The organism is Paenibacillus lutrae (assembly GCF_009757775.1).
GTDB lineage: Bacteria > Bacillota > Bacilli > Paenibacillales > NBRC-103111 > Paenibacillus_F > Paenibacillus_F lutrae.
This window is the reverse complement of the sequence record NZ_RHLK01000004.1, coordinates 85,230-105,836: the sequence shown is the minus strand read 5'-3', so window position 1 is coordinate 105,836 and position 20,607 is coordinate 85,230. Positions and strand designations below refer to the sequence as shown.

General features: G+C 50.9%; 21 protein-coding genes. 10 read left to right on the top strand and 11 right to left on the bottom strand.

What is annotated here, in order from left to right:
- Positions 1–65 precede the first annotated feature (65 nt).
- From EDM21_RS09800 to EDM21_RS09785, 4 genes are all read right to left on the bottom strand, one after another.
- The gene (locus tag EDM21_RS09800) at positions 66–626 is read right to left on the bottom strand and encodes a hypothetical protein (protein WP_157335121.1); all 561 of its coding nucleotides are present in this window, start codon (positions 624–626) and stop codon (positions 66–68) included.
- Positions 627–992: 366 nt separating this feature from the next.
- Positions 993–1,793, bottom strand: coding sequence for a YwmB family TATA-box binding protein (locus EDM21_RS09795; RefSeq protein WP_157335119.1), 801 nt, complete (start codon positions 1,791–1,793; stop codon positions 993–995).
- A gap of 170 nt (positions 1,794–1,963) precedes the next feature.
- Positions 1,964–2,554, bottom strand: coding sequence for a general stress protein (locus EDM21_RS09790; RefSeq protein ID WP_157335118.1), 591 nt, complete (start codon positions 2,552–2,554; stop codon positions 1,964–1,966).
- A 91-nt stretch (positions 2,555–2,645) separates the two neighbouring features.
- Positions 2,646–6,119 carry a PAS domain-containing hybrid sensor histidine kinase/response regulator gene (locus tag EDM21_RS09785; protein ID WP_235918123.1) on the bottom strand — a complete coding sequence of 1,158 codons (3,474 nt, stop codon included), beginning with the start codon at positions 6,117–6,119 and terminating at the stop codon, positions 2,646–2,648.
- A 289-nt stretch (positions 6,120–6,408) separates the two neighbouring features.
- Between EDM21_RS09785 and EDM21_RS09780 the strand changes: the two genes are divergently transcribed.
- The 4 genes from EDM21_RS09780 (at position 6,409) to EDM21_RS09765 (ending at position 10,590) form a co-directional block, all read left to right on the top strand.
- On the top strand, positions 6,409–7,332 hold the full coding sequence (locus tag EDM21_RS09780) for a D-alanyl-D-alanine carboxypeptidase family protein (RefSeq protein ID WP_157335115.1): 924 nt from the start codon (positions 6,409–6,411) through the stop codon (positions 7,330–7,332).
- A gap of 195 nt (positions 7,333–7,527) precedes the next feature.
- Positions 7,528–8,262, top strand: coding sequence for a VOC family protein (locus EDM21_RS09775; RefSeq protein WP_157335114.1), 735 nt, complete (start codon positions 7,528–7,530; stop codon positions 8,260–8,262).
- A 148-nt stretch (positions 8,263–8,410) separates the two neighbouring features.
- Positions 8,411–9,889, top strand: coding sequence for a sensor histidine kinase (locus tag EDM21_RS09770; RefSeq protein ID WP_157335111.1), 1,479 nt, complete (start codon positions 8,411–8,413; stop codon positions 9,887–9,889).
- Positions 9,886–10,590 (top strand): response regulator transcription factor, encoded by a 705-nt coding sequence (locus tag EDM21_RS09765; protein WP_157335109.1) that lies wholly within the window; start codon positions 9,886–9,888, stop codon positions 10,588–10,590. The genes EDM21_RS09770 and EDM21_RS09765 overlap by 4 nt, the downstream gene beginning before the upstream one ends.
- Here EDM21_RS09765 and EDM21_RS09760 read toward each other — a convergent pair.
- From EDM21_RS09760 to EDM21_RS09740, 5 genes are all read right to left on the bottom strand, one after another.
- Complete coding sequence (locus EDM21_RS09760; RefSeq protein WP_235918122.1) at positions 10,580–11,050, bottom strand: spore germination protein GerPE; 471 nt, start codon at positions 11,048–11,050, stop codon at positions 10,580–10,582. The genes EDM21_RS09765 and EDM21_RS09760 overlap by 11 nt on opposite strands.
- A 14-nt stretch (positions 11,051–11,064) precedes the next feature.
- Positions 11,065–11,250, bottom strand: a complete 186-nt coding sequence (locus EDM21_RS09755) for a spore gernimation protein GerPD (protein WP_166541928.1) — start codon at positions 11,248–11,250, stop codon at positions 11,065–11,067.
- Entirely contained in the window at positions 11,247–11,957 is a 711-nt protein-coding gene (gerPC, locus tag EDM21_RS09750) for a spore germination protein GerPC (protein ID WP_157335107.1), read from the bottom strand. The genes EDM21_RS09755 and gerPC overlap by 4 nt, the downstream gene beginning before the upstream one ends.
- A gap of 262 nt (positions 11,958–12,219) precedes the next feature.
- The gene (locus EDM21_RS25500; protein WP_157335105.1) at positions 12,220–12,534 is read right to left on the bottom strand and encodes a spore germination protein GerPB; all 315 of its coding nucleotides are present in this window, start codon (positions 12,532–12,534) and stop codon (positions 12,220–12,222) included.
- A complete protein-coding gene (locus EDM21_RS09740; protein ID WP_157335103.1) occupies positions 12,531–12,758 on the bottom strand; it encodes a spore germination protein in 228 nt (75 codons plus the stop codon). Before EDM21_RS09740 ends, EDM21_RS25500 begins: the two co-directional genes overlap by 4 nt.
- A gap of 154 nt (positions 12,759–12,912) precedes the next feature.
- On the opposite strand from EDM21_RS09740, the gene EDM21_RS09735 reads away from it, so the two are divergent.
- Complete coding sequence (locus tag EDM21_RS09735; protein WP_157335101.1) at positions 12,913–13,380, top strand: Hsp20/alpha crystallin family protein; 468 nt, start codon at positions 12,913–12,915, stop codon at positions 13,378–13,380.
- A gap of 154 nt (positions 13,381–13,534) precedes the next feature.
- A complete protein-coding gene (locus tag EDM21_RS09730; protein ID WP_157335099.1) occupies positions 13,535–14,284 on the top strand; it encodes a YheC/YheD family protein in 750 nt (249 codons plus the stop codon).
- A 10-nt stretch (positions 14,285–14,294) separates the two neighbouring features.
- Here the strand turns inward: EDM21_RS09730 and EDM21_RS09725 are convergent, their stop codons facing one another.
- Together EDM21_RS09725 and EDM21_RS09720 are read right to left on the bottom strand one after the other, a co-directional pair.
- A complete protein-coding gene (locus EDM21_RS09725; RefSeq protein WP_157335097.1) occupies positions 14,295–15,662 on the bottom strand; it encodes a sensor histidine kinase in 1,368 nt (455 codons plus the stop codon).
- Positions 15,652–16,350: a response regulator transcription factor gene (locus EDM21_RS09720; RefSeq protein ID WP_157335095.1), complete on the bottom strand. Its 699-nt coding sequence runs from the start codon at positions 16,348–16,350 to the stop codon at positions 15,652–15,654. The genes EDM21_RS09725 and EDM21_RS09720 overlap by 11 nt, the downstream gene beginning before the upstream one ends.
- Before the next feature lie 173 nt (positions 16,351–16,523).
- On the opposite strand from EDM21_RS09720, the gene EDM21_RS09715 reads away from it, so the two are divergent.
- From EDM21_RS09715 to EDM21_RS09700, 4 genes are all read left to right on the top strand, one after another.
- Complete coding sequence (locus EDM21_RS09715) at positions 16,524–17,159, top strand: hypothetical protein (RefSeq protein ID WP_157335093.1); 636 nt, start codon at positions 16,524–16,526, stop codon at positions 17,157–17,159.
- A 225-nt stretch (positions 17,160–17,384) separates the two neighbouring features.
- Positions 17,385–18,002 carry an NAD(P)H:quinone oxidoreductase gene (wrbA, locus tag EDM21_RS09710; protein WP_166541927.1) on the top strand — a complete coding sequence of 206 codons (618 nt, stop codon included), beginning with the start codon at positions 17,385–17,387 and terminating at the stop codon, positions 18,000–18,002.
- A gap of 149 nt (positions 18,003–18,151) precedes the next feature.
- Positions 18,152–18,622: a MarR family transcriptional regulator gene (locus EDM21_RS09705; RefSeq protein WP_166541926.1), complete on the top strand. Its 471-nt coding sequence runs from the start codon at positions 18,152–18,154 to the stop codon at positions 18,620–18,622.
- A 540-nt stretch (positions 18,623–19,162) separates the two neighbouring features.
- The gene (locus tag EDM21_RS09700) at positions 19,163–20,425 is read left to right on the top strand and encodes an MFS transporter (protein ID WP_157335091.1); all 1,263 of its coding nucleotides are present in this window, start codon (positions 19,163–19,165) and stop codon (positions 20,423–20,425) included.
- Positions 20,426–20,607: the final 182 nt, after the last annotated feature.

The following is a 20,607-nucleotide window of genomic DNA, read 5'->3' as shown; positions in this document are numbered from 1 at the left end:
ATAGGGCATCCGCTCGGCTTTTGCCGGTATACCGGATAGAGGATGTGGCGTATAAATATCCTTCCTCAACTGCGGGGACCGGAAGTGGCTGCCATTCGCCCGGCCAGATTGGCTACAGCCGGATCCGGGTCCGTCACGTAATACAGGGTATCTGATTTGCCCGGGTCCAGCTTCCACCAAAGCCAGTGAAGGCCGGAACGACTTTTGATTTCGGTTTTGGAAACAGGCATGTAGATTCGCCCTTGGGCATCAATTAGAACGGATTTACCTCGGGTACCGTTATAGGTGATGCGAAGCGGCTTCTGCGTCTGTGTTTGAATGAGTGCGGCACTGATGGCAGCCTCGGGTTTGCGCGAAGCTTGCTTAGTACCGGCGGTACTTGTAAAAGCTGTAATTAGGTCCGGATCGGTGACATAGTTTCCGGTATCGGGCAAGTAGAAGGAAGCAGGCACTGTCTGGACGCTTAATTCTCCGTAAGACATGCTGCCGGGTACCAGCCTGTTAAGCAGGAAGCTCAGTATTAATGCGGCAATAACAGTACTAACTACGATGGAGTAAAGCAGCTTGCGGATGAGTCCGCTCGGATAGCTCCATTTGTCGAACCATTGAAATAAACGCAGTGTCATTGGTAAGCCCTCCTTGGGTGCATATTCCGCGAAAAATGTAAACGCTTTCAAATTTACTTCTTCAAGCTGTACGCAAGCAAGGCAGGTGGCGGGCAAAAAATAGTCCGTTGTCTCCGGTTTATATGTATAGCGGGTTCATATCTTCCAGACCCGATGTAAGGATTACTTAAACGATTTGAAATTTAATAAACGTTACAAGGGGAAATTGCTTCAGGAGTCCTAGCCAGAGCAAGGAGAAGGAGCCGGAATCCCGCTTCCTACACCAGGTGGGAGATTGAAACAGTACTTAAGACCCTCCGCAGCAAGCAAGTAACGTTCATGAATGAAAAAGCCGCCGCAGCCAAAACGGCCGCGGCAGGCAGCCGGCTAATACGAAGTCGTAATGACTGGAGTGCCGATGGTTATCCGGTTCCGTCCGGTCTCGCTATCCGTGTGCACGGCCGCTTGCAGATTGACGCGGTGTCGGCCGCTCTGCACATAGGCTTGCAGCCTGGATGAGCTCATGGTGGTGCTGACGGTATCTCCGTCCGCATAGCGTTCAAGCTCCAGGGTGCCGAGCCGTCCGCTCAGATGAGCCTGCAGCTGCTGAGCCTGCGCTTGGGCATCCGCCCGCGGATCAGAGGCATCGCCCTGCAGGACGATGTTGGCGTCTGCGTGCACGCCTGCGGCAGCCAGCGCGTCCCTGACGGTCTGCAGATGCGCTGTCAGGGCCGTAAGGCCCGCCTCCGCGCGTTCTTCCAGTCTGGCGATGATGAATGAGCTGCCGTCATCCAGACGCGCGAGCTGCAGCGACAGGCGGCCTCCGGAGGCAAGCGGCGCGGTCGCCGCATAGACGGGATGCCCCGTCTCGCGGCTAAGCGTGCCTGCCGGCAGGCCCAGGCTGCCGGCCAGCTGCCCGCCGGCTGCAGCGAGAGCGTCATCGCTGCCCGGTACGGCGATCGGCGCGGCATAGCGCAGCGTGACGGAGGCGTCCTGCGCGAGCAGGCCGTCCGCGGCTGCAAGCAGCGCAGCGAGGTCGTTGCGGCCGCCGTCGTCCGCGGGATTCCGCTGGCCGGCAGCAGACCAGCCGGCCAGTAGGAGCGCGGCGATGAGCGCGAAGCCCCAGAAGAGCCCTTTCGCAGTGAGTTTCCGTTTGGTTGTGGGCTGCATGGTTTGAGGCTTCGTCATGGTTCATCGCTCCCGTCCGAATCTACTAATCTAGTAACAGCATAGCCGGGAACGGATGAATCTATACCTGGGACGGAGCGGATGGGTACAATGCGGGAAAAGAAAGGGATGCCAAAATCCCCCTTCAAGGCGCTAAGCGCTGTACGAAGGGGGATCTGGTGCCGGAAAAACTACCGGCGGAAGTTAATGTCTTCTTTATTGCCAAGCAGGTCCCGGTTAGTGTCCGCCGGAACATGGTCGGCTCCGCCGTAGACATCGGGCCGTCCGTCGTGAGTGCCGTTGTCTGCTTCGCCGCGGCTTGACCGCAGGATTGTATTGACTAATTCCCATTTATCTTCAGATGTTTCGACCGCAACCAGAATGTCGCCTTTGTTAACCCGGCTGTGGTAATCCTCGATCTGATCTTCCGGAATTCCGGCGCCGATGAGTGCGCCTGTAACTCCGCCAGCGCCTGCTCCGAGCGCGGCTCCGGATAGAGCGGCAGCCAGCGGTCCGGCCGCGAGGAAGGGACCTATACCCGGTACCGCCATCAGGCCGATCCCGGCAATGAGGCCTGCGGCGCTGCCGATAGCGGCTCCGCCTATGGCGCCTTTGTCAGCCTTGGTTTCTTCTTCTCCGGTGGTGACGGTTCCCCCGGCTTCTTCTTTATGCTTAGCGAGAACCGAGATGTCCTCGTCTGTGTATCCGTGTTCTTTTAATGAAGCAATGGCTCTGTTCGCTTCTTCTCCCGTATGAAAAACACCTATTGCTTTGCGGCTCATGATATTTTCCTCCCTTGAAGTGGACTACCCATCGTTACCCTTTCCCCAGGAGGATGAATCGGGGCCGCGAGGGAAGGGGTCTTAAAGGTCCCTACAGATCGAGGAATCGGTCCCACTGGACAAAAATGCGCTTTAATTCATCCATGGAAATCGGTTTGCTCATGTAGTCATCCATCCCGCTTGCCAGGCACTGCTCTTTGTCTTCATTCCGCGCTGAGGCGGTGACCGCGACAATAACAGGTATCTTATCGGGGGGAACCAGCTGCCGGATCAAGCGTGTCGCTTGAAGCCCGTCCATGACCGGCATTTGGACATCCATGAATACCAAGTCGTAAGCTGAACGGGTTACAGCTTCTACTCCTTCCATTCCGTTATGGGCGACATCCGCCTGATAGCCGAGTCGGGCCAAATATTTCAGAAGCAGCTGCTGGTTTACGGGATGATCCTCTACGATAAGTATTCTTAATGAAGATTCCTTTCTTTGCGGGTTGTTCCAGACGTTAGGTTCGTCCAGACTATCTTGCTTTAGGAGTGTGCTGGCTTCCGGGACGGTACTGTTCGGAAGCGTGAAATGAAAAATCGATCCGACCCCTTCGGAACTCTCCACCCAAATCGTACCTCCCATAAGCTCGACAAGCCGCTTGCAGATGGAGAGGCCCAAACCAGTACCCCCATATTTACGGTTAAGCACGGGATGCAGCTGGGAGAAAGACTGGAACAGCTGGCTGAGCTTATCGGCAGGGATGCCGACACCTGTATCGGAGACGGTGAAGCCGAGCAGCATCGTTTGCGAATCGGCAGCAGCCAGCTTATCCACAGTTACCTGTACGGATCCGGTTTCGGTAAATTTAATCGCATTGCCGACGAGATTAACCAGGACCTGCCGGACACGGGACGAATCGCCTGTATAAATTTGCGGCACATCCGGAGAGATTCTGTATCCCAGGTGGATCTGCTTTTCGGCGGCTTTGGGATAGAATAGCTCCAGGGTGCCCCGCAGGACGCCTTCCAGGTCGTAAGGCTCATGGACGAGTGTCATTTTGCCGGCATCAATTTTACTGAAATCAAGGATGTCGTTCAGAATTTGCAGCAAAGCGTCGCTACTGCTCCGGATAATGTCCGCATAATCGAGCTGTTCTTCATTTAATTCCGTTTCCAGGAGCAGATCGGTCATGCCGATAATTCCGTTCATGGGAGTCCGGATTTCGTGGCTCATCATGGCAAGGAACTCCGACTTGGCATTGGCGGCCCTCTCTGCGGACTCTTTGGCCTGAATAATCTCTTTCTCATCCGTAATGTCATTAAATACGACCACCGCACCCTGGATCTCACCGTTATCTATAATCGGAGTCACCCGGTAATCCACAAGGAAGCTGGATCCGTCTTTCCTCCAGAAAATATCTTCCCGGATCATGCGTGACTGTCCATCTTTAACTGTCGTGTGGATCGGGCATTCTTCTACCTGGTATGGGCTGCCATCCGCTTTGGTGTGATGGATCTCATCGTGATTGTGGATGCCGATAAATTCTTTGAGTGTGTAGCCCAGCATAGAAGCGCCCGCCGGGTTAATAAACATGGACTTGCCGGATGCATCCATCCCGTAAATTCCCTCTGATACGGAGTTCAGAATTAGAGTGAGCTGATAGCTGAGATTCTCAATTTCGCTTATATAGAGTTTACGGTCCGTAATATCGATCGCAATTCCGTATACGCCTACCAGCTCCTGATCGACATAAATGGGTATATTGGTTACATTGATTTCAATGGGAGACCCGTTCTTATGCATAATGACTGTGTCATAGTTTTGCGGCATTCCCTGTTTGGCGCGTTCAAAATAATGCAGCGTCATTTCCAGATGTTGAGGACTGATGAGCGGCATGAAAGAGATCGGCATCAGCTCTTCCTTGGTATAGCCGATCATTTCCTCCAGCTTGGCATTCAGCGTAACGAAATTCCCTTCCAGATCAAAAGAATAGACACTTGAAGGATTATATTCAAAAAGAGATTTGTACCTTTGCTCGCTGACCTGAAGCTGACGCTCTGCCATTTTCCGGTCCGTGACGTCCCGGGACACGGAGACGATTTCCTGGATGTTTCCCTTGTTCTCATCATAGGTGTAACACCCGGTGCTCTCGAACCAGATGTACTCTCCATCTTTGCGCCGGATCCGATAAGTAACCGTATAGCGGCCGATATTCTCCAGCTTGGCCTGCAGGTATTCTGTAACGAGAGGGATATCGTCCGGGTGGAAGTAATCGTAGGCGCTGGTTCCCACTAATTCATCCGGTTCATAGCCGAGCAGTGCTTTGCAGGCTGGAGAAGCATAGACATACCGGGCCTCTTCGTCTGCCGTATGTCTGGAGATGAAATCGAGTGAATGCTCGGACATCAGACGGAACTGCTGCTCGCTGCTCCGGATCCGGTCTTCCATTTTCTTACGCTCTGTAATATCCTGAACCGTTCCGAACATTTGTTGAGCGATTCCGGCTGCATCCCGGATCACATGGCCCACCGCATGGACGCTTTTGACTGCCGCCTTTTCTCCGGTAATACGGTATTCCAGATCAAAGGCCGCCCCTTCCAAAGCATTCGATACCGCTGTTTTCACCATGGCGAGGTCCTCAGAATGAATACATTGAAGAAACTGCTCGTAGGTATGCAGGGGTCTTGTTTCCGTTACGGAGTAAATTTGGACGCATTCTTTGGAATACTCGATATGATTCAGCTGGATATCCCAGCTCCAAGACCCTAAATGAGCGATACGCTGAGCCAGAGCCAAGGTGTCCTCGCTTTTTTTGAGCTGCTGGTCCGTCTTCATACGGTGAGTAATATCCCGGCCTATTCCCAGCGCCAGCTCAATCTCTCCATCTTGTCCCCGTATATACCGCACCGTTGTTTCAAACCAAATATAGTGCCCTTGTTTATGGCGGTATCGGCCCGTCAAAATATCCTCATCCGGCGCGGCCCCGTGATTTTTCTGGAGATCGCCCGGTAAATAGTGATCGAGCAAATTGCTGCCGGTGATTTCCTCGGGGGTATAGCCGAGTAATTTGGTGATAGAGGGAGAGACATATTGGCAGATTCCCTGCGGATCGGTATAGGTAATGATATCCCCGGCGTTCTCTGAGATTAGCCGGTACAATTCCTGGCTTTTCTCAAGACTGTTCAGCAGTTCTTTCTCCCGGGTAATATTCTTAGCCAGTCCATATACACCGACGATATGATCCTCAACGACAATAGGAATATAAGTGACGGAAGCGATAATAAGCTGTCCGCTCTTGTGTTTGAAGTTGATTTCGAAACTGGGAGAATGACCCTTGCGGGCCTCCTGGAATTTTGTCTGCCGGGTCTTGGTTTCATCCTGTGTAAAAAGCTGTTCCGTCTGCAGACGGATAAACTCCTCAGCCGAATAGCCTGTTATTCGTTGAATCGAAGGATTGGCATCCATGTAATTTCCGTCCAGATCCATGACATAAATAGCGTCCGGATGGTTCATATACAAGGATTTGTAGATTCCGTCTTCCGAAATTGCGCGCCTGAGTTTGGCGGCAGTTATCTTGTCCAAGCCTGACAACTCCTTTCTATGCCGTTCTTCTTTATAAGGAATCGTGATCATTGGCGATTAAAGAACCTGATTGATATGTTGTGCGATTGTAATAAAGGGTTGTCTATTAGTATCTTCCTACATTTCTTGCTTAATCGGAAGAGGGGGACCATTCTTTTTATTCTTTTGCTCTAAAATACGGGTGGTTATTAATTCTCCGGCCCAGTGGCCCTCTCACGAGTCTTTGTCCTTCGCCGGTTCGTCTTAAGATACGGGAGAAATAGAAACGGACTAATAGGAGTGGAGCAGTATGAAACGCACCGGAAGAAGGCTGTTGCTGTTTGCTCTGATAGCGGCAGGCTTATGGCTGTGGAAAGGGAGCGGCGGAGAAGAACTGAAGTTTGATGCAAGATCAGCGGTACTGATTCATGCAGACACAGGCAGCATTGTCTATGAGCGCAATGGGGATGAAAGTCTTCCGCCAGCTTCCATGTCCAAGATGATGACGGAATTAATTGTCTACGAGGAAGTGAAAGCCGGCCGTGCATCCTGGAATGACCAGGTACGGACAAGCCGTTATGCCAGCGAGGTTACCGGCGCCCAAATCGGATTGAAATTCGGGGAGCGGCTGACACTCAAAGAAATGCTTGCCGCAGTAGCCATTGAATCGGCCAATGACGCGGCTGTCGCCGTGGCGGAGCATATTGGGGGTACCGAGGATGAATTCGTTGCGAAGATGAACCGCAAAGCGGCCGAAATCGGATTGTCGGAGGGGACTGCTTTTGCGAATGCAAGCGGATTGACCCGTGCAGATCTCGGTTCTTATGCGCCCAAGCAACATAAGGGAGAGACCGTCATGACCGCGAAGGATACGGCCCGACTCGCCGCTTATTTGATCCGTCATCACCCGGAAGTGCTGGAGCTGACCCGCAAAGCGGATTACGAACTGCCCGGAAGATTCGGATTGATCCGGACTACGAACCGGATGCTTCCGGCCGCCGGAGATACGTTTGCGTATGAAGGAAGCGATGGCCTTAAGACCGGTTTCACCGATCTGGCCGGATACTGCTTCACCGGGACGGCGGTCAGGGACGGGCAGCGGCTGATTTCCGTGGTGATGGGAACGGGAAGTCAGGAAGGAAGGTTCAATGCCACTCGTAAACTGCTTGATTACGGATTCAAATCGGTTGACAATAGCAGCCGGAAGGACAACTTGTTCGGCGCCGGGAGATAGCGGACTCTTTCATTGGTGCGGAGCGAATGGGTTGAACGGCCTGCTTCCTTAACTTCGCAGAGAATAGGGGAAGCCGTTCCGTTCGTATTGACATTGACGTGCAATACATGGAAGATAATACCTGAATCCTGGCCCCTGTGTAGGATAGGGGCAGGATGATCTGGAATTTATCTATTTTCTCAGGAGGACAACGGTATGACTTTTACGAAACTGGTCGATGTCTTTGTACCTGTTTCCGATCTTGATCGATCAGTACCCTGGTACATCAAGGTTCTTGGTCTCCGCTTGCTGGGCCGCGACAGCGAGCATGCGAGACTTTCTTTTTACGAAGGGACCTGCCTGACGCTTACCCGGCAGAAGGAGCTAAACACGTACAGTGCGGTTGCTTTTAATGTGAATGTGTATGATGCCCATGAAGATTATGTACGCATGAAGGATGCCGGAGTGACGATGGTAGAGAAGCTGAAGCCTCTGCAGTCCATGAGCCGCTTCACCATTGCGGACCCGGACGGGAATCCCATTGAAATTGTCGGCTGGGAGGAAAGCGGGCACGAGAAGACGGGGAGCATCCGTCTGGGCGGCGCGTATTTGCCCGTCAAGGACCTGGACAAGTCGACAGACTGGTACGAGAGTAATTTAAACGCCCTGATCGGTCAGCGCTTTACTATTACGCCTGCCGGAGGTACAGATGAAGTAAGAGCCGTCGCTTTTACCAATATTAATCTTTGCCTGATCGAGACGCCGCAGAATGTTCCGCTGGAGCATAGAGCGTTTACGATCGGTTCTACAGACCCCAGAGGAGATTATGAACGGTTACGGTACCGGGGTGCTGTGAAGCTTTCCACTCTGACCAAGGAATTTACCCGCGATGTGTTCGGCATGCTGGATCCGGACGATAACCAGATCGGAATTATCGGTATTTTGCATTAACACATGCATTTACGGGAGAGCGCTGACACCCCTGCCATTCCTTCTTTTCCGTAAAGCCCCGGTATAGTATATTGAGGTCATACGGCAAATTTTACCTAATAGAAGAGCCTTGCTGCCGTATGGAATTCCACGCTTAGGAGACGTGCCTATGTCCATTCGCACAAGGCTTTTACTTTCTTATATCGCCATGCTGATTATTCCTTTAGTCTTGTTGTTCCTGACAGGGATAGGGCTTTATTATATGCTGGTTCAGGATTTGAAGCGGGATTACCATGTGGATCTCAGCCAGAATAATCCTATTAAGGAAGTTGCCACGATCGAAGAAGAGAATTATCAGAAAATCCGCAGCGAAATAGCCAAGAATCCGATAAGTGCGGATGATCCTTCCAACTGGACTCACTGGGAAGAGCTTGTCCAGCGCGTCAATATGGGGATTGTGCTGCGTAAGAATGACCAGCTGCTCTATGTTTCACCTATAATTGAAGATAAGGAAGGACTGGAGGAACTGCCCGCCTACAGTTCTTATTCAGGATTGTCAGACGCAGAGCTTACAAACAAATTTTTTGTGCTGCGGCATCATGATTTTCTTTATCCGGACGGAAGTAAAGGCAGTCTGTTCATTGGAAACCATGACTCCGTAAGCAGTAAATATTTGATGAAATACGGCCTTCTTTTTCTCTCTGCTCTTGTTGTGGTGCTGGTTCTGACGAATGGCGTGATGACTTACCTGATGTCCAGAAGTCTGATTAATCCGCTCCGATCCTTGAAGCGCGCGGCTGAGCATATCAAGGATGGACAGCTCGATTTTGAAATACGTCCCGCCTCCGGTGACGAAATCGGGGAGCTTGCGGTTTCCTTTGAAGAGATGCGGAGGCGGCTTAAGGATTCGGTTGAGCTGCAGCTGCAGTACGAGGAGAACCGCAAACAGCTGATTTCAAACATTTCGCACGATCTGAAAACCCCTGTGACCGCGATTAAGGGTTATGTGGAAGGTATTATGGACGGGGTCACGAATTCGCAGGACAAGTTCGACCGTTACCTGCATACGATTTATGCCAAAACGGTCGATATCGACCGGATGATTGATGAGCTTTTCCTGTATTCCAAGCTTGATTTAAAGAAGCTGCCTTTTCAATTCGAAGAGGCGGATTTGACTGCGTATCTTAAAGATTGCGCGGAAGATATGCAGTTCGATATGGAGAAGAACGGAATCCGGCTAACGCTGGAGCTCTCTTCTCAGGACCCGCTTCCGGTCATCATTGACCGTGAGAAATTGAAACGCGTATTGACGAATATAACAGAGAATGCACAGAAGTACAGGGATAAGAAGGAAGGGCATATTCGTGTGTTCGTAGTAGAGAGGCCTGAATTCGTCCTGATTGGCGTTCATGATAACGGTCAGGGAATCCCGTCCGACGTGCTTCCCCATATTTTTGACCGGTTCTACCGGGGCGATCCCTCGCGCAGTACACAGACAGGGGGCAGCGGGCTTGGTCTGGCTATCGCCAAACAGATTGTCGAAGAACATGGCGGCAAGATTTGGGCCAGCAGCCGATATGGCGAAGGGACCACGGTTCAGTTTACAATCCGCAAAGCGGATCAAGGTGAGAGGAGAATAGCCACATGAGTGAAATCGGCCGCATCTTGATTGTGGAAGATGACGTAAGTATTGCCGAGCTGGAGCGGGATTATCTGGAGCTGGACGGTTTTCAGGTCGATATGGAACATTACGGGGAACGGGGGATGCAGCGCGCCCTTACGGGCGATTACGATCTGGTGCTTCTTGATGTTATGCTTCCGGGAACAGACGGTTTTGCTATCTGCGAACGAATCCGGATGGAACGGGATATTCCGATTCTTATGGTTTCCGCCAAGAAAGAGGACGTCGATAAAATCCGCGGTCTTAGTCTGGGGGCGGATGATTATATCATTAAGCCCTTCAGTCCGGGGGAACTGGTCGCGCGCGTGAGGGCTCATCTGTCGAGGTACCAGAGGCTCAAAGGCAGACAGGGAGGCGCAGCGGATAAGGATGAGATCCGGATTCGCGGGCTGCTGATCAACCGCGCTTCCAGGCGCGTGTATATGAACGGGCATGAAATTATTTTTACAACCAAAGAATTTGATCTTCTTGCCTATCTCGCCATGAATCCGAACCGTGTGTTCAGTAAAGATCAGCTGTTCGATCAACTTTGGGGCATGGATTCTTCCGGTGAAATTTCAACGGTAACGGTACATATCCGCAAGCTTCGCGAAAAAATAGAGCCGAGTCCGTCGGACCCGGCGTACATTGAAACAATATGGGGAGCGGGATACCGGTTTAAGCCGTAGATTCCCGCTTCCGGGCTTCTGCTCCCGGAGCAGGAGGTGAGGCCTCTACAGGCAGGCTGGTATCCCCTGCGGTAGCGGCCACCGTTCCGGTAGGGTTCGAATAGGGACCGGGGGGACGGATCTGCCGGATATGCTTGATCCGGGATTCCATCCGAACGGGACCGCTTCCCCCGATCTGCATCACAGAGGATGCGGAGACGCCCAGGACTTTGACGGAGCCTACTTGAATAGCTCCCGCTTGGCTGGTAGTCTTGGTCGCTCCGGGCGGAAACCGTATGTCCGGGAAGGGCTCTATGAAGACAGGATAAGCTTCGAATGTGCCTTCCTCTTCGATGAAATTCGGCACTTCCCTCTGCAGGGCAAGAGCGCGGTAGCGTGTATAGATGCCTTGGTTATCTCCGATCTGAAAAACTGCGGAGTCGGCAACGCCAAGCACCTTCGCCTGTCCGAGGTATACCATCCGCCGCCTGCCGCTCATCTTTCCCCGGAGAGCGGCACCAGGGGGCCGATGATGACGGATTCCGGCGGCGTATCGAAGGCGGAGGCTGCTGAGATCGAGTCCGTATCTCCGATCAGGAAAGTTGATGAACTCGACACCCCGATAATGTAAATGGACCCGACTTGGAGGCATTTGTTCTCTACATAAAGGTCCACACTCACGAAGAATCCCCTCCGTTTTCTTTTTCTTGCCGGTATTGGTTCAAATAAATCCGTATGCCCTCACGAATATCCGATTTGGTTTTCTCTATTAATTTATGAGTCCTAACCTCGGCAGATTCCATTCCTGCTGCTTCGTTATGTCCGGGTGTCCTGGAATAATGCCGGACTCTCGCTTCGATTTGGCGTCTTAGATCATCCATAATCCTTTTACTTTCGCCTGGAGCCACATTCATATGCTGTTTGGCGGCGAGTGCCATCAGTTCTTCCATGGCCTCACGGTCAAGAAAGTCATGGAGCTGCTGATTCGCCTGCTGTTCCATAATCGGAGGCTCTCGCTCTTCAGGCGGCTGCCGGTAGTCATCCGAAGTGAAAGCGGGAGGCACCGGAGGGGCAGTATTCATGCCTTTCCCCGGGGGCGGCGAATCCGGCATTCCGTTAACTGCCATGTCTTCGATCTCATTCATCGCGGAGGGAGACACGCCGATTGTCAGTGTTCCATCCAACTGCTCGACTTTAAGCTGATCGAATTTGTATTCGATCCGGTCGATGTGGATAGCCCGCTGACGTCCCAGCTCTTCAAGCTCCTTCCGCATACTTTGGACAGACTCTTCAAGTCTGCGGAGCCGCTCTTCCTGCCGCTGGGTGTAAGCCCACAACTGTTGAAGCTGTTGCTGATAATACGGATAAGAACCATCGGGGCTGTACATAGGCGCGCTTCTCCTTCCGTAATTGGATATGAGGTCTCCCGTATGAGGCGGGGATGGCCGGCAAGCGCACGCGGCTTCAAGCGATTGCGGAGCTGTCGCCCGTATCGCCTGCCACTGCGGCAGCGCAAATCCGGCAGACCTTACGCCGGTACAGTGGCAGCAGCAGAGCCGCGGTGCAGGCACTGTCGCAGGCGTAGCCCGGCAGCGACGTACACGCGCTCCTGGACGGCAGGCGGCCGGCACTGCCGCTGGGCTGGCCGCCTTACATCGGCGGCAGCGGCGGCAGCAGCTCTGGGCCCGGACAGAGCGCCTGCGCAAGCGGCGCAGGAGCGGCGCTGCCTGCACCTGGCCCTTGCCCCGCCGGGCCGGGTCCGCCGCCTGGGCCGGCAGATCCGCCGAAGCCGGCCAGTTCGCCCTTACCCGGCTCCGGAGCGGGACCCGTGAAGCCGCCGGTGTTGTACTGATTGGAGAGGGAGCGGATGCTTCCCGCACTGCCGATTTGCAGTACGGACGAATTGGAGACGGCATCGACCCTAAGCTGCTGGATCGTGATGGTTTGATGGATCGTCCAGCTCATGCCGTTGCCGTCTTGTTCGCTTCTGCTTCGACAAAGTCGCTGTCGTTCGTATTCGTCGCGCTGATCGCGTTGAAGACCGAAGGCAAATCTCCTGTATTAAAAGAGCCTGCTCCTGCAAAGCTTTTCGAAGAGCTGTTTGGAGAAATAACAAGACAGTCCCCGAATTGAACGACGGAGCTGGGGCCCACGGACAAAATTTTGACGTTCCCGACGATGGCCGGCATAGGCGTTCTCCTTTGCTGCGTCTTCTCGTTTATTGTATGTAGGGAAGTGCCCAGATGTTCGTATCTTTTCCCGTATGTTTCGGTAAGGGTACTCTTTCGCTCACACCCGGCAGCCCTTTTTTCATATAATGCCAGAGAAGCGGGGTGAGCTGCGATGAATCAGCCAGATATGAACAAATGGTTGAAATGGGAGCATATTGAGAAATTTCTTGATCAGCCGCAGAAATATATGGAGAATATAAAATGGATCGAAGGATTCGTCCGGGATGTATTCGACCGCACGATACCGCCTCCGGTTGCCAGTGCTAACAGGACTGCGAATAGCAGTGCCGGGCAGCAGCGGAAAAAGCTGTCAACGAGCGATGTGTTTGAGACACATACGCATGTTTTTATACGTCTGAAAATCCCTAAACGGGAAGATCCGTATTCTCTGCAGGTGCTCGTCAAAACCAGTCACGTTAAGATTCTCGGTCTGATCGATGAGCCTAAAAAAACGATTAAAATGCCCAGCCCGGTAAATCCGAAGACGGCAAAAGCGCGCTACCGGGAGAATGTCCTGCAAATTCAGGTCCGTAAGCGCAAGTTCAAAGATACCTATCACGAAGCGTATATAGAATTCTGAAGTAGGGACCGGCCCCGCGCCGGTCCTTTTTTATTGATAAGAGCGTATGCGGCAACGAAGTCCTTTAGAATGAGCAAAAGCACACAACAAGTAAGAGGCTGACTGCATATACTGAAACGTAAAAAAGATGGACAGGGAGGGGGAGAACAGCCTAATGGGAATCCGGTACCTGCGGAGCAAGTGGCTGAAAACTAAAGCGATTAACGGGGACAGTCTCGTGAACATCCACATTCCGGAAACGAAGAGATATACGAAGGACGTCCTCAGGGACATGTTGAGCAAACACGGCATGGTGTATATTAAACCTGAAAGTGGTTCTCTTGGAATTGGTGTCATGAAAGTAGAAAGAATTCGCGGTATAAAGCCCGGAGAATGGACTTATAGCTATCAGAAGGGACGCCGTAAAAAACAATTTCAGACGTTCGGCGCTATGTATGATTCCATTGAGAAAGATAAGGCGCCTAAAAAATATTTGGTTCAGAAAGGCATCCGTACCCTGAAATATAACAAAAGATCGTTTGATATGAGGATTATGGTACAGCGCGATCGTTCCGGCATTTGGAAAGTGACCGGTACGGTGTGCCGGTTATCCGCGCCGGGCCGCATCGTGTCCAACGGAAGCCAGGGAGCTACCCTGCACACATTGAAGCAGATGCTGTCGCCTTATGCGGACGGCGCCCAGTTAGCTGCTGTTACAAGCAGGCTGGAGCGGCTGAGCATCCGGGTAGCCAAACAATATGCACGCAACTACCGGTTCACCCGTGAACTGGGGCTTGATATAGCGCTCGATGCCCGTCTGTATCCATGGATACTCGAAGTGAATACGACACCGCAAATAGCGCCTTTCAAAAATATAGATGTCCCCATGTACAACCGGATCAAGGCTTTCCGCAAAATCAAATAACTCCCGGCGATCAGCCCTTCGGGAGTTTGATTTCAACTTGAGTGCCTTCTCCGATTTCGCTCTGGACAGACAGGGTTCCGGCATGCAGCTTAACGATGCTTTCCGCAATGGCAAGTCCCAGCCCGACACCGCCGTTCTTGCGGCTGCGGGCTTTGTCTACCCGGTAGAACCGGTCGAACAGCCGCGGTATGTCTTCTTTATCAATGCCGATCCCTTCGTCAATGACAGCAATTCGGATGGAACGCGCTTCGTCCTGCGCATGGATTTGAATCGGTTTTTGACTGTATTTGACCGCATTATCCAGAAGAATAATGAGAAGCTGTTTGATTTTCTCCGGATCACCTATCATCTTCATTTTACTGCCGTTGTCCGGCAGCTGGAGCTTAACTTCCCGGTCGAATGTAAGCTGGATAGAGGCAGCTGTCGCCTGAAGAAGAGGACGCATGTCAAACTCCTTCCAGTCTACGCGCTGCCGCTCGTCGGAATCGGCTATGGTAAGCAGGCTTTTGGTCAATTCTCTAAGCCTTACGGATTCACTTAATATGGCTTCAATGGCTTCCTCACGCAGCTGCGGATCGTTGCTGGCCCACCGCTGGAGCAGTCTGGCGTAGCTTTCGATAATGGTCAGCGGCGTCCGCAGCTCATGGGAGGCGTCGGCAAGGAACTGTTTCTGCTGGTCAAAATGCTGTTCAAGCCTGCCAATCATCTCATTGAAGGTATGGCCAAGCTGTGCAATTTCATCTTTACTGCGGCTGGATTTCACTTCTAGTCTCTTGAACGTGCCGCTTTTCTGAATACTCTCCATGGTCTGGGCCAGCCGGTGAATAGGATTAAACACCAAGGTGGAATAGATATAGCCAAAAATGATCGACAGCACCAGTGCGCCTAAGGTCGTATAGAAGAGAGCCAGGAAGAGCACTTGGACATTATCATTCAAAATAACCAGCTTGCGGGCAATTTCAAGTGTTGCGATCTGCCGCTCATCTTCGATAATAGGCGTCTGGACGTAGAGACAGAAGCCGTTATCGGTAGAAACGAGCTTGGAGGTCGGCACAGTGGATGGAATATATTTGGCCGGCCGCTGAAGCAGGGTTTCATCCGTATAAATTTCCTTCTGGACCGTAGAGTCCGGCCCGATTAGACGGATGAGCTCATTTGCCACAAGAAAGTCTTTGAGCAGGAACGGGTTCTCCCAGTATTCCGGGTGCTGGATAATATTTTCCTGAAGCAGGAGCTTGGCCGCCTTCCGCTCGATGCTTTGGGTCTCATTACGGGAATTGTTCTCGATAAACAAATAGTAGATAAAAAAATTGACTCCGAGCAGAATCAGGAAAAGCAGGGAGGTCTGCAGGAGGGCAAAACGGAATTTAAGACTCATCAGGCCCACTTCCTTTGATGAGATAACCCACACCGCGGATCGTATGAATGACCTTCCCTGCAAAATTCTTCTCTAGTTTCTGCCGCAGGTAACGGATGTACACATCGACGATGTTCGTGTCGCCGACAAAGTCGTATCCCCATACGTCGGAGATAATGTCCTCCCTGGATTTGACCGCACCCTTGTGCTGGATCAGATATTGCAGCAGATCAAATTCCTTGGGCGTGAGTTCAATAACCTTACCGCTGCGGGTTACTTCCCGGCTTTTCAAGTTCATGCTGATATCATCCGCCTGCAGGACTTCGCTCTCTCCCTGGGACTGAGGGCCCGTCAGCCGGAGGAGATTACGGATCCGGGCAAGCAGTTCTTCGATAGCGAACGGCTTGGTTACATAATCGTTGGCACCCTGATCAAGGCCGCTGACACGGTCAGGTACAGCATCCCGCGCAGTCAGCAGAATCACGGGGACTGCCGTCTGCTGGCGAAGGCGGCGCAGCACCTCAAGCCCGCTCAGCTCCGGCAGCATGATATCCAGCAGGATCAGATCCCATGGCTCGGACAGAGCCATTTCGAGTCCGGATCTGCCGTCTTCCGCCATGCTGACTTCGTAGCCTTCGTGCTGCAGTTCGAGCTGCAGGACGCGGGCGATTTTTGCCTCATCCTCAACCAACAAAATTTTGCTGCTCATCCCCCGCACACCTCCCGCATTTACAGGTAGTGTTTGTACAGGAGTGGGATTCCATTCATACACAGCTTCTTCAGAAAGTGAGGTATCTGCAAAATTTTATGCCAACTAGTTAATTATGATAGTCTGGATATCAGCAATCTCCAATGGAAGTATTAGGACTAGGAGGGGTTTCTGTGAAAAAATTATTATCCTATTTATTTATTGGCTTATTGACATTAAATATCGGCTGTACATCTAAGGAAAGCAGTCAAACTCAAACGGTTGATACGCAGGAAATAGCCCAAGGTACTACCCCATCACCAAGCGCGCCGCCATTAACATCACCCGTGCCTGTTTTCAAAGAAGTTGCCATTACTCAGGCCGATTACCGGATCTATAATAATGCGGATGAACTCGAAAAAAATAGCGACTATATCGTTATGGCCAAGTTTGAGGGCAAGCGCAGCAGTGTAGACCGTAAATCGGACGGCGGACAATTTCTTCTGAGCGACACTTTAACGGAAATGAAAGTGAACCGTATTCTTAAAGGAGATAAGGATATCTCCAATTTTATTATCATTTACGAGCCTGCTTTTATAAAAGATGGTTCTCTGCGGAGCACGGAAGGGTATAATCTGGTGAAGGAAGGCAGCGAATATATCCTGTATCTGCGCAAAGTGGCACAAGGCGATAAAAAGGAATTCATGGTAGTAGGCATGTATCAGGGCAAATACGATATAAGCCGCCTGGAACCTGTGGATACGAAGACCAGCTATAAAAATGCGCAAAGCGAGTTATGGGCGAGCAGGGGGAGCATTTTAACGCTTTAAAAAAGCAGGTGCTTGAAAAATTCAAGGAACAATTAACTAAATAATTGCAGCAGGAGGACGAAAGCTAATCGGTTTTTGTCCCCTCTTTTTGTATAGGAGCATCACAACAAAACGGAGCTTGCTTTACAAACAATCAGATTACTAGTATACTGACAACAGACGTTAAATAAATTTGTATAGCGTTGGAGAACTTAACAACTAGAAATTTAAAAGGAGTGGTTTACAGTGGCGAACACGAAGGTAGCCGTTATTTATTATAGTTCGACAGGCACAAACTACAAGCTGGCCCAGTGGGCTGTTGAAGGTGCGAAAGCAGCAGGGGCGGAAGTTAAACTTCTGAAAGTTCCCGAGCTGGCTCCGGCTGCAGCGATTGATTCGAACCCCGCATGGCGTAAACACGTAGATGAGACGAAGGATGTTCCGGAAGTCACACATGCGGATCTGGAATGGGCAGATTCTTTTATTTTCAGTATCCCGACAAGATTCGGTAATGTACCCAGCCAAGTGAAGCAGTTCATTGATACTGCCGGCGGACTATGGGCACAAGGCAAACTGCTGAACAAGGTTGTCAGCGCCATGTCCTCGGCTCAGAATCTGCACGGCGGACAAGAGCAGACGATTCTTTCCCTCTATACGACGATGTATCACTGGGGAGCGATTGTCGTAGCGCCAAGCTATGGAGATCCTTCTACGTTTGCTGCCGGAGGCAACCCTTACGGTACAAGCGTAACGATCGATGGTGATGGCAACATGAAAGAAGACGTGGAAGCAGCGGTGAAATACCAGGCTAAACGTACAGCCACAGTCGCTTCTTATGTAAAAGCAGGCCTGGAAAGCAAGTAACAGGACTGCGGGGGTATGTACAATACCCCCCATACTCTTCTTTTCATGCGGTAGTCGCGCAGGATGTATCCTCTCTCGGCGGGACATTGACACGTTATCAGATTACACCTACACTGATAACAACAATCACAAGAGATGAGGTTTTTATTGTGGACAAAAGATGGTTTACAGACGAGAACACCTTAAGCTTGCTCATATGGCTGAGACTAGTCCGGTTTTATCAGCGGAGTAACCAGCTTTCTAACGATTATCTGGAACAGTATGGAATTACCGTTAATCAATTTGATACATTGGCTCAGATCTTAGTTCATGAGCCTATTACACAGATGGAACTGGCCGAGCATATGATGATCACCCGCGGCGGGGTTTCGCACATGCTGAGCCGGTTGGAGCAGCAGGGTTTTATCAGCCGCAAACAGGACTGGAAGGTTAAGTACATTTCGCTTACGGACAAAGGCAGGACATTGATCGAAAAAATCATGCCTCTGCAATCGGATTTCCAGGCTTCGATGATTAGCGATGCTTTAAATGATCAGGAACAACAGCAGCTGCACGAGATGATGAAGAAAATCCATAAACATAGCTTGAAGAAAACAATCCCGCAAGCGGAAGAAGAATAGCGCTCGGTATTGTGCCCTGTAGTTATAAAGGCCTTATTATATTCTGGAAGGCCGGGGTACGTTTGGGGCTAATCAAATAGAAGGGTCCAAGGGCCAGGCACTCTTTTTAGGAGAAGAGATTTATCAAGCGTATTCGGAGTACCGGAGCGGGACCTTTTTGAAATAAAAATGCTTACAAAGAGGTAGGGAGAGGTTCTTCGGCAATCAGTTTACTAGTAAACTGTTAAACTGAACTGAATCGGATTTCCCTTTCGGCAGAGGAATTCAGTCCGTTTGGGATTACCATGAGATAAGATGCAGATTGATTAGATCATCGGATTATAATTTGGGAATAAATGTAGCTTGTTATGTCATGCACACAGAGAGCATAATAGCAAAGGACGTTTAGTGAACAATACTAGCGGTCATAGAACAATGAATACAACCAATGGCTCCATGCCCTGTTGATGAGGCAAAGTTGGAAGGGCCCGGCTTGTCACAGGTATGGAGCTTCCTCTTGAGAGAGGATATTAACGCAAAATAAGGGGTAGGGAAGACATCATGAGCAAGAACAAAAGCAGCTTTCATTTTGCGTGGATCGTATTAATCGGATTATCCATTATGGCCGGATTCGCCAGAGGCGGGATTAACACGGCAGGAGGGTTGTTCCTAACTCCGGTATCCCAGGATTTAAAGATCGGAATGGGGAGTTTAACGCTTTACTTTAGTATTTCGGCGCTGGTGATCTTAATCTTTCTGCCGCTTGCAGGAAAAATGATGGCCAAGTATGAAATTAAATTCTTATTAATCATTGCTACCATTCTGCAGGCGGGTTCATTCGCTATGTTCGGATTTATGAACTCTGTCTGGGGCTGGTATATTTTCTCCATTCCTATGGCGATCGGTTCCATTTTCGTTGCGCAAATGGCTGGTCCGGTGCTGATTAACAACTGGTTCAAAAAAAGCAACGGCTTGGCGATAGGAATTATGATGGCCGCTGTCGGTTTGTTTGGAGCCGTGCTGCAGCCTCTGGCCGGCAATCTAATTGCCAGTGAAGGCTGGAGAAGCACGTATAAGATACTGGGTGTAGTGGTTATAGCGGTTGTAGTCCCCGTCATTCTATTAACCATCCGAAAGACACCCCGGGACAAGGGCTTGCAGCCCTATGGAGGCGAGGTTGAATCTACTGGAGATCAAGATGCAGTCTCTTTCGATGAAAGAGGGGTTACAGCTGCTGTAGCAAGAAAATCTTCTGCATTTTACGCTCTGGTTCTCTTTTTCTTCTTAATTACCTCCGTAGGCAGCTTTGCCCCGCATGTCGGTCCCTTTGCGATGGGACTCGGGTATGACGTTCAATTTGCAGGGAATGTAATGGGTTCCTTTATGCTAGGGTTGTTGATAGGTTCCTTAATGTTTGGTTTCATGAGCGATAAAATCGGCGCCAAAAATACGGCCATATTTGCAATGGTAACGGGTCTGGTCGCTGTGGCCTTGTTAATTATGTTTGCTGCAAACCCGCTTGTGTTCCGGATAGGTATCGGTATCTATGGTTTCGTTACAGCTTCCATTGGTGTGCTGGGCCCGTTGTTAACCTCGGCTGTATTTGGCAACAGGGAGTATAGTCAGATCTACGCGACTGCAGCGATCGGGCTGGCCGTTGCGGGCATTGTAGCCCTTCCGGCATATGGATTTGTTTATGACCTGGCTGGAAGCTACACACCGGTGTTGTATACAATTGCCGTCATGTTGATCTTGAATATTGGCGCCGTTATCTTTGCTTTCAGAGGGAAGAAGAAGCTTGAGCAAGAAGGATTGTGGAACTGATAAGTCCGTTTTCTTTATAAAAGGATGCCGACGGCTGCGCTTTTGCGTATACGGTCGGCATCTTTTTTACGTTGGGTCAGCAACATCCGGACGATTTGTGCGTCCTACTTCATGAAAGGGTGAACCGTATGATAGTCGTATGCACGATTTATTTCATTCATGGCCGTAATGCTTTCTCTGAC